Origin of the sequence: Candidatus Bandiella woodruffii, assembly GCF_034359465.1 — a bacterium.
Lineage (GTDB): Bacteria > Pseudomonadota > Alphaproteobacteria > Rickettsiales > Midichloriaceae > NDG2.
The window spans coordinates 799,749-812,330 of sequence record NZ_CP110820.1 but is presented as its reverse complement, the minus strand read 5'-3'; the positions used below and the strand labels follow the sequence as shown (position 1 = coordinate 812,330).

Below are 12,582 nucleotides of genomic sequence, written 5' to 3'. Positions count from 1 at the left end.
TGAGTTTATATATTCCGCTAACTTGAAAAATGGGAGTGTTCATAAATAGATAGAAAGAGCTAAAGCTTTGTTAAAAAATAAAACAAGGGATAATCTTAGCATTTCAGAACACTTGCTAAAGCGTTTAGTCTTGCGATTTAATCTAGCAAGCATATCCCTTAAGGAGGAATTGAAGCTCTCAACCAAACAAGTTTCAGACTTTGTCTGCAGATGTATTTGAGCAATTTTATAATGACAATAGACCTCATACCCATCTGTACACATATAACGAATTTGGTATTTTTCTCCTAGCTCACGAGCTAAATCTACGTAATTTTCTTTATCACCTGAACCTACTTTAAACGCAACAGTTTTGAATCTGTCCCTATCGACAGCAGTCCATATTCTTGTTTTATTCTCTTTTTTTTGACGTATGTATATAGCTCATCCATCTCTAATATCTCTATACGCTTCTTATCTCCCTCTATCTTTTGATTCGTCACCATCTCATCTACTACTTTCCCTGCTTGTTTGATCCAATAAAATACTGTACTTAACGGGATATTTAATATGTGAGCTATCCTCCTAATTCCGCAGTTATTTAGATACATCTTTATCACCATGCTCCTCTCTTTATTACCATATTTCCAATTCTTCCTACCATCTCCTTCTGTAAAGTTTTTAGGGAGTGTTGCCATAAGATAGATAAGATGCTAAAATGAATATAGCGAGCAACAAAGAAAATAGAAATATGAATACAGAGTGTAAAAAATGCAGTAGCAGTAAATACGTTAAGAATGGTAATATTAGGGGTATGCAAAGGTATAAATGCAAAGAGTGTGGATGTAATTTTACAAACACTAAATTAAGAGGCTGTTCGCCAGAGATGAAGGCTCTGGCAGTGTTATTGTACAGCATGGGAAAAAGTAGCTTTAGATGGCTAGGGAAATTATTTAAAGTAGCTCATACTAGCGTATATAAGTGGATAATACTGTATGCTAAAAAGATACCAAGACCAATAGTGCCGGAAGAATTGAGAGAAGTTGAAATAGATGAGATGTGGCATTTTGTAGATTCAAAAAAACAAATTATGGATATGGAAAGCCTATAGTAGGGAGCTCAAGAGAGTTGTTGCCTGGGTGGTTGGTAAGCGTAACGTTACAACCTTTAGATAGTGTCGTCATGAGATTTGTGGTATAATATGAAAGAAAAGACAAATCAGGAGTAAAAATGGATTTAGGGCTACATAGGCATGATATAACAGATAATATGTGGGATTTGATAAAGGATCATTTGCCAGGAAGGGAAGGTACGTGGGGAGGTTTGGCACATAATAACAGAAGATTCATTAACGCAGTATTTTGGATATTAAGAACAGGTTCTCCCTGGAGAGATTTGCCTTCAGAATATGGAGGATGGAAAAATACACATAAAAGATTTTGCAGATGGAGAGACAAAAGGATATGGGAGGCTTTATTGGAGATATTTGTGAAAGAACCTGATATGGAATGGTTAATGATAGACGCAAGTCATAGTAAAGTGCATCCACATGCTTCAGGTGCAAAAGGCGGCAATCAAGATATGAGTCGTACAAAAGGGGGCTCAATACAAAGATTCACCTTGCCGTGGATTCACATGGTATGCCACTCAAAGTTATTATCACAAAAGGCTCAGAAGCTGATTGCAAGCAGGCTGTTAATCTTATTGAAGAGATGAAAGCTGAGTACTTACTAGCCGACAGAGGGTACGATGTTAATTACATAATTGACCATGCCCAAGAATTGGGCATGAGAGTTGTTATTCCTCCTAAAAAGAACAGAATCACCCAGAGAAAATACGATAAAGATTTATACAAAATAAGGCATATTGTAGAAAACACCTTTCTTCATCTTAAAAGATGGAGGGGAATTGCAACCAGATATGCTAAAAATTCAGCTTCTTTTCTTGCCGCAATTCAGATTAGATGCTTATCTCTTTGGCTTAAAATCTCATGACGACATTATCTAGAAAATTGTGGAAAATCATAAGTAGAGATAATTGCACTTATTACACAGACGATTGGTCTGTTTATTCAGAGGTTATACCTCGCCATCAACATGTTGTTGGCAAACAACATACACTCTCAATTGAGTCCAATAACTCAAACACAAGGCACAGAATTGCAAGAATGACCAGAAAAACAAAGGTAGTTTCAAAATCTGAAGAAGTTGTCGATCTTACGATTAAGCTCTGGGTACATTTTGAGGATAACAATAATTTCCTAAGTGAGCAGGGCAATTTTATATCTATCTTTGGCTAACACTCTGAGTTTTTATTACAACTCTTACATTTGTATCTCTGCTTTTTCCTTGCATATCCATTTTTTGATACCCCTTTCCCTTTGCAATATTTACATTCTATTTTCTCCATTTTTCCCTTTCTTTTTTTTCCTTCCCTCTCCTTATATCACATTCTTTTCTTCTTTCCTATCCCTTTTAAAACACTCCCTGAAAAATTGGTAAAATTTACTAATTTGCGTTACGAGTATTAATTGGTTTTTTGAATATCTCCCTCAGAAATCCAGGTGTAAATGTGGAAAGATAATTAGCATATATTTTTATATCTTTATTTATGTAGCCTTTGACGTCAAATAATGTACTAAGTATCAGTCCTTCGTTTTTATGGCCGGACAAAACATTCAGCAAAGGTATTTTTTTAAATAATGTATTGACAATGTTTTCTGGGACCATAACACCCTTAGCATCTAGATACCCAGTTTGAAGGTCTACATTGCCACGTATCTTCAAAGCCAATATTATAGATTCAGCGATGCAGTCTGTGAATTCTAGCCTGTCATTTATATATTCTATAGGACATCTGAAAGAATAAAACTCTATTCCCTTATTTTTCATCATGCTTTGCAAAGACGTTAAGGGAGCAGACAAAGTCAATAAGTTGACTAAAAATGGTGTTTTTAACGCATAAAATTTACTTAGCTCTAAAGAGCCTTGAAAATGTGACGGGCTTTTAAATTGCCCCTTGATTTCTAGCGTGCCAGAATTTATCTTATCTGTAATCCCTAAGCCTTTAAAAACAGCTCCAGCATCAGGAGACGTAATAGATAATACGGGATAGTTATAATAAATTCTAATTTTCTTATCTTCGGCTAATGAAGTTACCATCTCAAACTTTTTGTTTTTTAAATTATTGGCTTGGATAATAGAGTTTGTTAGCAATATATCATTTTTTAGTTTTACTCTATCTACTTTAGCAGAGAAGGATAAGGGGGATTTTTCTTTCTCTTTTTCCTTACTTAAATTGAAGAATGTAGGTATATCAACAATATTAATGCTGCTAAGGTCTATTTCAACGCCATCCAACACAAATTTTCTTAAGCTAACATTCTTATCGTATTGAAAAGTTAACCCCTTACTATTTTTCTGAGACAGGGTTCCTTTAAAGTGTGTTAGCTCATTGAGTTTGTGATTTATTTGCCCTATACCTGAAAAATTTTGTCCTGGGATACTGCATGTGCATTTTAAAATTTTAGTTTCTCCCAGCCCTTCGTTGTATAGTTTGACTTGTATTTTTCCTGGCATTTTCACTTTCTTCTCAATACCAATGGATTGTAAATTAACAGAAGTATTGTGTAAATCTGCTGTAAACTCTGATTCCACAACGTTGTTATGACCGTTTATAACACCTTTCACTTTTATTTTATCACCAAAGAATTGAGAGAATGGGACGCCAGCCTTTTGAAAATTCTCTAGCGAGGTTTTTGAAGACAGATTGATGTTAAAACTATTTCGATCTTTAATAGAGAATTCACCATTAATTTTAGTGTTAAGGTATCCGTTAATATTACCTTGTCCCTCAACATATAGATTTTGCCCAAGCAATTTCGTTTTAAACACCCCTTGGTTTATGTCATACCCGTAGAATATGTCAGATATAGCAACTTGTGATAATTGGGATTGAAGGTTAAGCTCAATATCTTCAAATGTTGGTGTTTTATAGAAAGGGACGATAAAGTCTATTTTACTGTTGGCTTTGCCTTTGATATTTGGTAATAAGCCGATTGCATAGTGACTGTTTGCTATATTGATTTGATCTGTTATATCTCCATAAATGTTGGCACTAAATCTCATTGCTATTTGCTCTTCGGTTAGGTCTTCTATAGTTGCATTGATCTGGTTGATTTGACTATTAGACATTGCGGCGTCAGTACTATGAACGCTTAGAGTGTTTGACAAAATTCTCACTTCTCCTTCTTTTAAGTATAAATTTGGGGCAGTGCTAAGATATTTCATGTCAACGTTTTTAAAGGAAATCTTAGTGCCTATAGAGGATGTGCCGGCCTCATTATGTTGTTTTGCGATTTCCAGTTTTGAAACTTCCCCAGATAATATATGCTGCACCAGCCATTGATACGCTTCAGAGTAGAGTTTTTTTTGCCATTTTTTAAATAATTGTGCTGCAGATAAATTCTCAATATAAAAAGCACTGGAAAAGTTTTTTTGGGCATACTTTGCATTTCCAGAAATTATGATATTATCTTCTATCCTCGCATCAATCTCTGATATACGCAACTCTTTAGCATTATCCAAAACTTCCCCCTTTAATTCCAGATGATTTATTTTGAGCCCATTGTTGAGGTACGTATCGTTATGAATGTAGCCACCTCCTTTCTGCAGGAATTGGAAGCTGATTTTATCAAAAGCGTTTAAGAAATCAATTTTTGTGCTAATACTAAGTTGAAAATTTGTTTGCAAAGTGGTGCCTAAAATTTCGAATCCCTTGCCGTTTGATGTTAGGGGGGTGTTTGTTAGTATCCCATCAACATTAAGAGCATTCTTTGAGTTGTCTTTGATTAAAAATTCTGCTTGAGTCGACACATTACCAATTTTAATTGTTGTCTTGATGTTCGCATTCAGATTGGTACTGAAGTCACCAAAATTTATTTCAAAGTTTTGCAAAACCACATCCAGCTCAGTTCCGCCGTTGTTATGAATGCCAATCACAAAGTCGTCAGTTCTATATGCGGAGTTTTTTAGCTCTTCTTTGTATTTTTCAACAAATGTGAGAACATTCGTAATCGGTATTTTTTCTTGAGTTGCATGCTTTCCCTGATTTTCTTTATGGTACACTATTTCCATTTTCTGTTCATTAAGTACAACTCCTTTCAATATTTGACCAGGTTTGTTGAGTACCAGGCTTAGAAGGTTTAGCTTTAATTTAAAGTCTGGTAGAGTGAGGGATGTTTTTTTGTTATAGTTAAGACGGCATTCTTCGATGCTTAGTAGCAAACTTCTGTCTTTCCAATCTAATAAAACCCCAGTTTTGATATCCTCTATCTCTAAATTTGCTATATTTATCTCTATTAGGTTTTTTACAATTGCATCCACAACGGCCAAGTTTTTAGGACCAAAAAAACTAAAGTAACTCAACATGCAGACAACTAAGGCCGTACCGTAAAGACAGAATTTTTTTAAAATTGATCCTATTTTTATTTTATTCATGTTAATTGCTAGGTAATTCTGAGTCCATTAAACTATTATTTACCTTAATGCTTTTAGCATCACTTTTCGTAAAGTTAGCAGCCTTGAGATTGCTCCAATTAATTTGGACTCCATCCAGTGTACTCTTAGCAAAATTTATAGCGAATAAATACGCATTATTTATCTGCACATCACTCAGCATGGTGTTATAAAAATTAGAATTTTTCAGGTTGACTGAACTAAAATTGCCCTTTTTTATTGTACTTTTGCTGAAATTAGCTTTAACCAAGCCGCATAGTATAAATTTTGCGTTTTGTATCATGCTCTCTGCAAAAAGTGCAAACTTAAGGTCACTGTTTGTAAAGCTAATCGAATTTGCTGTGACGTTACTAAAGTTCATGGCCTCCGCCTGGACGTTATCCATTGCTAGGTTCGCCATTTTTGCTTGTTGAAAATTACAAGCGAATACCACAGAGTCATTAAAGTTGGCGGAATCAATTTTGCAATGCCCACAATAAATGGCTTTTAATACACTGTTGTTAAAAGTCGTGTTGATAAATTGACTATGGGCAAAATTACTTGATTCCCAGTATACATTAGAGTTCTTTAAATTACTGAAGATGGAGGATTTAAATTTAGAATTGGTGATTCTTGATTTCGTAAAATTTGTTTTATCAAAAAAAGAATTTGTGTAATCTGAGCTTATTATTGTGCTGTTTGAAAGATTAGTGGAGTTAAATATAGCATTCTCTGAGAAATCATTCTCGAAGTAGCTGTCTTGTAAATCTGCTTTTGTAAAATCCGCTCCGCCTATTTCGCAATTCACAAATTTTGCGCCCTTTAAAGATGTTTCTACAAATATAGCCTTTTCTATGAATGTGTTGACAAACTTACATCCATCTAATTTAGACTTTGTTAAGTCTACTCTGTGCATTATCGCATCAGAAAAATCAATCCCGGACAGATCAAGTCCACTTAAGTTTGTGCCTAGAGCCCCGGTTAAATCAATCGTCTGATTCAGTTTTCTTTTTTCTGCGATGAATTGTTCAACATCCCCTCTTGTTAATGAGCGTCTTTGTGGATTCCCTGAGGTTTCTAAAGTTTTCTGCTCAGCTTTGATGCTCTCTCGTGTAACTCTAAATTTTTCTAAAACATCCTCTGTCGTCTCAGCAGCAACTGTGTTTAGAACGCTGAAGAACATACACAGTTGGATGCAAAACGCCAGTGGTACTTTAATCATAGGTATTGTTCTATATATTTTTCTGCGGCCTGTACAGCGTTCAACGCAGCACCTTTTCTCAGGTTATCAGATACTATCCATAAATTCAAAATATTTTTTGCCGTGTCTTGTCTAATTCGTGACACTAAAACGTCTTTTTTTCCAACGCAGTCAAGGGGAGTAAAGTAAGGCAAATGGTGCTCTTTGTCGGTGGTTATCCCTTCTGCATTGCTTAATATGTCGTATGCCGTTTCGGCAGAGATATTTTTAACAAATTCAACGTTTGCAGAGATGCTATGCCCTACAAACACAGGTATTCTAACGCATGTTGGGCTTATTTCTATATCGTTAGACAAGATTTTTTGCGTTTCAACAATTACCTTAATCTCTTCTTTTGTGTAACCATTCTGGGTTAAATCGTCAATTCTAGGGATTATGTTAAAGGCTATTGTTTCCTGTGCTCCTGGCTCTGCAAATACGTCAAATATTTTGCTTTTTGTCTGCGAGTATAAATTCTCCATGGCTTTTTTCCCAGCACCTGAAACTGATTGATATGTGGAAACAACCACTCTTGAAACTTCTGCGTAATCATCAAGTTTTTTTAAAGCCATTACTAATGGTATGACTATGCAGTTTGGTGTTGATATAATTTTACTTTTTTTTGCTAATTCCAAAGCTTCCGGGTTTACTTCAGGCACAATAAGTGGGATATCTTTATGCATTCTGAAATATGAAGAAAGATCCACAACAAACTTTGCTTTCTTGCTGGCAAGAGGCACATATTCTTTTGATATGTCAGAATCAGTTGCAAAGAATGCAATATCTACGCCATCAAAGCTAAACCCCTTAAATGGCTTAACTTCTATATCATAATTGCCATAGCTAACTTCTTTACCAACCGAACGTTCGGATGCAAATGCCATCACTTCCCTAATGGGGATGGAAGATTCCGCAAGAGTTCTCAATATCTCTCTGCCAACATTTCCCGTTGCTCCCACAACTGCAATTTTATATTTCATATTTGTTTATAAATTAAAAGTTCTACCAAGATTAACGCATACATTTTATTCTAAAAGCATTTGCTCTTTGCATATAAAAGCACACATTTTCACTCCACAGATATGCAATCCAATCTTTGAAAGGTAAGATTGTATATTTCAAACGTATAGCAGGAGATGAAGTAAAATTCATCTTATTTTGTTGGGTTAGAAAAAATTTAATCAGCCACCTGTTTTGTATAAGGAAGCGATGCGAATTGCTCATGATAAATATTTGTTTCTTATTTTATTTTTTTACTTGATTTTTAAGTTATATGCCGTTAGTTATGGTATATTAATTTTAGGGGGCGATTAGCTCAGTTGGTAGAGCATCTCGTTTACACCGAGGAGGTCGGCAGTTCGACCCTGTCATCGCCCACCATGTGTTTCCCGCACTTTAGGGGATGTAGCTCAGTTGGTTAGAGCGCCGGCCTGTCACGTCGGAGGTCGCGAGTTCGAGTCTCGTCATCCCCGCCATCACACACTTATGTAGCGAATTGCGTTTTTGGTGCAAATATCCTCCGCAAAAGTTGCACTAACTTCAAAAATTGCCGCCCTCATTCTTGCTGACGTTTAATTTGTCGGAGAGATATATAAGTATTTCAGAGTGTTAGCCAAAGATAGATATAAAATTGCCCTGCTCACTTAGGAAATTATTGTTATCCTCAAAGGGAGCGTTGAAAGATAAAATAAGGATAAATGTGATGGTTTGATTTAAGGAAGTTTGGACCATGGTCTAAAAAAATTAACAAAAAACTGGTTTCCCCAAGAATTCAAAAGATTTCTTTGAGGTGGGATATGGTAATTTTTAGCTTTTTATTGATTCTGCGAAGCGTGATTTTATGAGCTTAGGCAGTAAGAACCGTTAAACGTTTTAAATTAAAGCAGATAGCATTCATAAATTCAGCAAACTGATTTTTGGCAATTCCTATGTATCGCAATCGTTTATTATCTTGAGAAAACACCCTCTCAAACGGAGCCCTTATGGAAGTATAGTATCGATCAAGGTCAAAATTCTTTTGCTTCATATTGTTTTTCTTGATGGCGCAAAAATGAATACCTCTGCTTTTAGCTGCATTCTTTGCTGGTGCAACACAATACCCTTTGTCAGCATAAACTGCTCCACTATTTGGTAAAACATGCGCAACTCCCTTTGCATCGGTAACATTAGCAGGCGTTATAGCAACCTTGTTGATCATTCCGGATTGAATATCTACGCTTACATGTTTTTCTTATAGCCATACCAAAATTTACTACCACCCTTGCACCCTATTTTGGCTTGTTTATCATGTGCGACTTTAGGCAAGACTTCGTTGTTAAGTTTTTCATATTTTTGTTTTCTGGCTTCATCCCGCTCTTCCCATAAATTAGCTTTGGAGATCAAGTGACTTGCATCAACAAAAGTAAATACCTCGCTCATATATCCTTGAGATTTTAGTTGATCTCTAAAAATGGCAAAGATTTTTGATAACAAATTTGTTCCTATCTTTGAGCGGATTCTACTAAAAACGCTATAATCAGGTGTGGCTTCGGTTAAATCAAAATCACAAAACCACTTGGCTGCAACACTGTCACTCAAATATCTTTCTAGTTCACGATCTGACAAATCTTCCATAAACTGTAACAACAAGCATTTAAATAAACGTAAAACACCATATCCCTTATAATTAGCAGGAGATTCAATTCCCTTCAGCTCTTGCTCTACTGCCCCAAAATTAAACAGCTCCTTAAATTTGCGATATTGATGCTCACTACCAACCAATTGATCCAAACATACCATTATTATTTGATGCGCTGATGACATTTTTCTCTTCTTTATTCTGTAATCCACTCCACTATACCTTTCTTTATTCCATCTTGCAACACTCCCTCAAAATGTAGCCAGAGCTTAATCGTAAGATCGACAACTTCTTCAGATTTTGAAACTACCTTTGTTTTTCTGGTCATTCTTGCAATTCTGTGCCTTGTGTTTGAGTTATTGGACTCAATTGAGAGTGTATGTTGTTTGCCAACAACATGTTGATGGCGAGGTATAACCTCTGAATAAACAGACCAATCGTCTGTGTAATAAGTGCAATTATCTCTACTTATGATTTTCCACAATTTTCTAAAGGTTGTAACGTTACGCTTACCAACCACCCAGGCAACAACTCTCTTGAGCTCCCTACTATAGGCTTTCCATATCCATAATTTGTTTTTTTTTGAATCTACAAAATGCCACATCTCATCTATTTCAACTTCTCTCAATTCTTCCGGCACTGTTGGTCTTGGTATCTTTTTAGCATACAGTATTATCCACTTATATACGCTAGTATGAGCTACTTTAAATAATTTCCCTAGCCATCTAAAGCTACTTTTTTCCATGCTGTACAATAACACTGCCAGAGCCTTCATCTCTGGCGAACAGCCTCTTAATTTAGTGCTTGTAAAATTACATCCACACTCTTTGCATTTATACCTTTGCATACCCCTAATATTACCATTCTTAACGTATTTACTGCTACTGCATTTTTTACACTCTGTATTCATATCTCTATTTTCTTTGTTGCTCGCTATATTCATTTTAGCATCTTATCTATCTTATGGCAACACTCCCAAAAATTTATCAAAGTCAGAATTATAATTGTCATTGTCAGCAAGTTGTCCTTTTTTAATCATGTGCAAGAGCTCTATTCCTGCAATAGTCCTGGCGGCACTTCTAAAGGATTTGAAACCAAGCATCGGTCTAGTTCGTTTCTTTACAAATCTGTGATCGCCTTCTATCCTATTGTTTAGATATTTGTTATGCCTAATTTCTATTTGGGGTTCTGTCGCATCTGTTGAAACACATAAGAATTTTTGATATTCTGAAAGAAATAGTTGCTGGTAATAATGTTTAAAGTAGACCCAAAATTAATGAAGTATTTTAGATAGTGTCGTCATGAGATTTGTGGTATAATATGAAAGAAAAGATAAATCAGGAGTAAAAATGGATTTAGGGCTACATAGGCATGATATAACAGATAATATGTGGGATTTGATAAAGGATCATTTACCAGGAAGGGAAGGTACGTGGGGAGGTTTGGCACATAATAACAGAAGATTCATTAACGCAGTATTTTGGATATTAAGAACAGGTTCTCCCTGGAGAGATTTGCCTTCAGAATATGGAGGATGGAAAAATACACATAAAAGATTTTGCAGATGGAGAGACAAAAGGATATGGGAGGCTTTATTGGAGATATTTGTGAAAGAACCTGATATGGAATGGTTAATGATAGACGCAAGTCATAGTAAAGTGCATCCACATGCTTCAGGTGCAAAAGGCGGCAATCAAGATATGAGTCGTACAAAAGGGGGCTCAATACAAAGATTCACCTTGCCTTGGATTCACATGGTATGCCACTCAAAGTTATTATCACAAAAGGCTCAGAAGCTGATTGCAAGCAGGCTGTTAATCTTATTGAAGAGATGAAAGCTGAGTACTTACTAGCCGACAGAGGGTACGATGCTAATTACATAATTGACCATGCCCAAGAATTGGGCATGAGAGTTGTTATTCCTCCTAAAAAGAACAGAATCACCCAGAGAAAATACGATAAAGATTTATACAAAATAAGGCATATTGTAGAAAACACCTTTCTTCATCTTAAAAGATGGAGGGGAATTGCAACCAGATATGCTAAAAATTCAGCTTCTTTTCTTGCCGCAATTCAGATTAGATGCTTATCTCTTTGGCTTAAAATCTCATGACGACATTATCTAAGAACCATGAATATGGCGCAGAAATCATTATGGTATCGCTGTATATGAAAGGAAGATATTCTTTAAGTTACAGAGAGATAGAAGAGATAGGCGGGTTGAGAGGACTCAACATAGATCACGCCACTCTACAAAGATGGGTAGTAAAGTTTATGCCAATACTTGAAGGAAGATTCAGAAAAAGAAAAAAGCCAGTCAACGGCAGCTGGAGAATGGACGAGACATATATCAAGGTTAAAGGTAAATGGGTCTATTTGTATAGAGCAGTTGATAAATACGGGGATACCATAGATTTTATGCTAAGAGCAAAAAGAGATAAAAGGGCAGCTAAAGCGTTTTTCAGGAAAGCAATTAAATCTAGTGGCCAGCCTATAAAGGTTAATATAGATAAAAGTGGCTCTAATACTTCTGCTTTGAATTCGATCAATAAGCCATTATCTAAAGAAGACCAAATAGAAATTAGGCATAACAAATATCTAAACAATAGGATAGAAGGCGATCACAGATTTGTAAAGAAACGAACTAGACCGATGCTTGGTTTCAAATCCTTTAGAAGTGCCGCCAGGACTATTGCAGGAATAGAGCTCTTGCACATGATTAAAAAAGGACAACTTGCTGACAATGACAATTATAATTCTGACTTTGATAAATTTCTTTCACTAACTGCTTAATGGAAAAATATACAAATAATTTGAAAGTTTTTGCATCATATTACAGATGCGACAGAGCCTAAAATACTGTACTTAACGGGATATTTAATATGTGAGCTATCCTCCTAATTCCGCAGTTATTTAGATACATCTTTATCACCATGCTCCTCTCTTTATTACCATATTTCCAATTCTTCCTACCATCTCCTTCTGTAAAGTTTTTATTACAACTCTTACATTTGTATCTCTGCTTTTTCCTTGCATATCCATTTTTTGATACCTCTTTCCCTTTGCAATATTTACATTCTATTTTCTCCATTTTTCCCTTTCTTTTTTCCTTCCCTCTCCTTATATCACATTCTTTTCTTCTTTCCTATCCCTTTTAAAACACTCCCACTGAAAAAAGCCTTTCTCTGACAACTCATCAACTGCGGACTTTTTAGCACATCCGCTCACCAGACAGATAGCTATTATGATCA

The 12,582-nt window shown here is 35.6% G+C and carries 16 protein-coding genes, 2 tRNA genes and 1 pseudogene; 8 read left to right on the top strand and 11 right to left on the bottom strand.

Features of this window, described 5'->3' with window-relative positions:
- Positions 1-39: 39 nt before the first annotated feature.
- The gene (locus tag Bandiella_RS07555) at positions 40-384 is read right to left on the bottom strand and encodes an IS1 family transposase (protein WP_407651266.1); all 345 of its coding nucleotides are present in this window, start codon (positions 382-384) and stop codon (positions 40-42) included.
- Entirely contained in the window at positions 333-677 is a 345-nt protein-coding gene (locus Bandiella_RS04990) for a hypothetical protein (RefSeq protein WP_323732636.1), read from the bottom strand. The genes Bandiella_RS07555 and Bandiella_RS04990 overlap by 52 nt, the downstream gene beginning before the upstream one ends.
- A 20-nt stretch (positions 678-697) precedes the next feature.
- On the opposite strand from Bandiella_RS04990, the gene Bandiella_RS04985 reads away from it, so the two are divergent.
- From Bandiella_RS04985 to Bandiella_RS04970, 4 genes are all read left to right on the top strand, one after another.
- Positions 698-1,090 (top strand): transposase-like zinc-binding domain-containing protein, encoded by a 393-nt coding sequence (locus Bandiella_RS04985; protein ID WP_323732635.1) that lies wholly within the window; start codon positions 698-700, stop codon positions 1,088-1,090.
- Entirely contained in the window at positions 1,039-1,179 is a 141-nt protein-coding gene (locus tag Bandiella_RS04980; protein ID WP_323732634.1) for a hypothetical protein, read from the top strand. Before Bandiella_RS04985 ends, Bandiella_RS04980 begins: the two co-directional genes overlap by 52 nt.
- Before the next feature lie 30 nt (positions 1,180-1,209).
- A protein-coding gene (locus Bandiella_RS04975; protein ID WP_323732633.1) for an IS5 family transposase occupies positions 1,210-1,973 on the top strand; the annotation gives its coding sequence in 2 pieces (ribosomal slippage) (positions 1,210-1,582 and positions 1,582-1,973; 765 coding nt in all).
- Entirely contained in the window at positions 1,970-2,278 is a 309-nt protein-coding gene (locus tag Bandiella_RS04970; protein ID WP_323732632.1) for an IS1 family transposase, read from the top strand. The genes Bandiella_RS04975 and Bandiella_RS04970 overlap by 4 nt, the downstream gene beginning before the upstream one ends.
- Here Bandiella_RS04970 and Bandiella_RS07670 read toward each other — a convergent pair.
- The 4 genes from Bandiella_RS07670 to Bandiella_RS04955 form a co-directional block, all read right to left on the bottom strand.
- Entirely contained in the window at positions 2,275-2,388 is a 114-nt protein-coding gene (locus Bandiella_RS07670) for a transposase-like zinc-binding domain-containing protein (protein WP_458693265.1), read from the bottom strand. The two genes, Bandiella_RS04970 and Bandiella_RS07670, sit on opposite strands and share 4 nt — an antisense overlap.
- Positions 2,389-2,486: 98 nt before the next feature.
- Positions 2,487-5,477, bottom strand: coding sequence for a hypothetical protein (locus Bandiella_RS04965; protein ID WP_323732631.1), 2,991 nt, complete (start codon positions 5,475-5,477; stop codon positions 2,487-2,489).
- Between the two features lies 1 nt (position 5,478).
- Positions 5,479-6,696, bottom strand: coding sequence for a pentapeptide repeat-containing protein (locus tag Bandiella_RS04960; RefSeq protein WP_323732630.1), 1,218 nt, complete (start codon positions 6,694-6,696; stop codon positions 5,479-5,481).
- Positions 6,693-7,694, bottom strand: a complete 1,002-nt coding sequence (locus tag Bandiella_RS04955; RefSeq protein WP_323732629.1) for an aspartate-semialdehyde dehydrogenase — start codon at positions 7,692-7,694, stop codon at positions 6,693-6,695. The genes Bandiella_RS04960 and Bandiella_RS04955 overlap by 4 nt, the downstream gene beginning before the upstream one ends.
- Before the next feature lie 324 nt (positions 7,695-8,018).
- Between Bandiella_RS04955 and Bandiella_RS04950 the strand changes: the two genes are divergently transcribed.
- Positions 8,019-8,094 (top strand) — tRNA-Val (locus tag Bandiella_RS04950).
- 18 nt (positions 8,095-8,112) lie between these two features.
- Positions 8,113-8,189 (top strand) — tRNA-Asp (locus tag Bandiella_RS04945).
- Between the two features lie 371 nt (positions 8,190-8,560).
- Here the strand turns inward: Bandiella_RS04945 and Bandiella_RS04940 are convergent.
- The 4 genes and pseudogenes from Bandiella_RS04940 to Bandiella_RS04925 form a co-directional block, all read right to left on the bottom strand.
- Positions 8,561-8,911 carry a transposase gene (locus Bandiella_RS04940; protein ID WP_323732514.1) on the bottom strand — a complete coding sequence of 117 codons (351 nt, stop codon included), beginning with the start codon at positions 8,909-8,911 and terminating at the stop codon, positions 8,561-8,563.
- A 20-nt stretch (positions 8,912-8,931) separates the two neighbouring features.
- Positions 8,932-9,543 carry a transposase gene (locus Bandiella_RS04935; protein ID WP_323732477.1) on the bottom strand — a complete coding sequence of 204 codons (612 nt, stop codon included), beginning with the start codon at positions 9,541-9,543 and terminating at the stop codon, positions 8,932-8,934.
- Positions 9,528-10,274 (bottom strand): IS1 family transposase, encoded by a 747-nt coding sequence (locus Bandiella_RS04930; protein WP_323732628.1) that lies wholly within the window; start codon positions 10,272-10,274, stop codon positions 9,528-9,530. Before Bandiella_RS04930 ends, Bandiella_RS04935 begins: the two co-directional genes overlap by 16 nt.
- 18 nt (positions 10,275-10,292) lie before the next feature.
- Positions 10,293-10,511, bottom strand: a pseudogene (locus Bandiella_RS04925) (DDE-type integrase/transposase/recombinase); the annotation flags it as partial.
- A 169-nt stretch (positions 10,512-10,680) separates the two neighbouring features.
- On the opposite strand from Bandiella_RS04925, the gene Bandiella_RS04920 reads away from it, so the two are divergent.
- A protein-coding gene (locus tag Bandiella_RS04920) for an IS5 family transposase (RefSeq protein WP_323732627.1) occupies positions 10,681-11,444 on the top strand; the annotation gives its coding sequence in 2 pieces (ribosomal slippage) (positions 10,681-11,053 and positions 11,053-11,444; 765 coding nt in all).
- Positions 11,441-12,124 carry an IS6 family transposase gene (locus Bandiella_RS04915; protein ID WP_323732626.1) on the top strand — a complete coding sequence of 228 codons (684 nt, stop codon included), beginning with the start codon at positions 11,441-11,443 and terminating at the stop codon, positions 12,122-12,124. The genes Bandiella_RS04920 and Bandiella_RS04915 overlap by 4 nt, the downstream gene beginning before the upstream one ends.
- A 58-nt stretch (positions 12,125-12,182) precedes the next feature.
- Here Bandiella_RS04915 and Bandiella_RS04910 read toward each other — a convergent pair whose 3' ends face one another.
- Positions 12,183-12,422: an IS1/IS1595 family N-terminal zinc-binding domain-containing protein gene (locus Bandiella_RS04910; RefSeq protein ID WP_323732625.1), complete on the bottom strand. Its 240-nt coding sequence runs from the start codon at positions 12,420-12,422 to the stop codon at positions 12,183-12,185.
- Positions 12,423-12,582 lie beyond the last annotated feature (160 nt).

Excerpts from the sequence above, each read along its gene's own strand:
- Bandiella_RS04990 (WP_323732636.1), bottom strand. The coding sequence starts at position 677 with ATGGCAACACTCCCTAAAAACTTTACAGAAGGAGATGGTAGGAAGAAT.
- Bandiella_RS04985 (WP_323732635.1), top strand. The coding sequence starts at position 698 with ATGAATATAGCGAGCAACAAAGAAAATAGAAATATGAATACAGAGTGT.
- Bandiella_RS04970 (WP_323732632.1), top strand. The coding sequence starts at position 1,970 with ATGACGACATTATCTAGAAAATTGTGGAAAATCATAAGTAGAGATAAT.
- Bandiella_RS07670 (WP_458693265.1), bottom strand. The coding sequence starts at position 2,388 with ATGGAGAAAATAGAATGTAAATATTGCAAAGGGAAAGGGGTATCAAAA.
- Bandiella_RS04965 (WP_323732631.1), bottom strand. The coding sequence starts at position 5,477 with ATGAATAAAATAAAAATAGGATCAATTTTAAAAAAATTCTGTCTTTAC.
- Bandiella_RS04960 (WP_323732630.1), bottom strand. The coding sequence starts at position 6,696 with ATGATTAAAGTACCACTGGCGTTTTGCATCCAACTGTGTATGTTCTTC.
- Bandiella_RS04955 (WP_323732629.1), bottom strand. The coding sequence starts at position 7,694 with ATGAAATATAAAATTGCAGTTGTGGGAGCAACGGGAAATGTTGGCAGA.
- Bandiella_RS04940 (WP_323732514.1), bottom strand. The coding sequence starts at position 8,911 with ATGATCAACAAGGTTGCTATAACGCCTGCTAATGTTACCGATGCAAAG.
- Bandiella_RS04930 (WP_323732628.1), bottom strand. The coding sequence starts at position 10,274 with ATGAATATAGCGAGCAACAAAGAAAATAGAGATATGAATACAGAGTGT.
- Bandiella_RS04915 (WP_323732626.1), top strand. The coding sequence starts at position 11,441 with ATGACGACATTATCTAAGAACCATGAATATGGCGCAGAAATCATTATG.
- Bandiella_RS04910 (WP_323732625.1), bottom strand. The coding sequence starts at position 12,422 with ATGGAGAAAATAGAATGTAAATATTGCAAAGGGAAAGAGGTATCAAAA.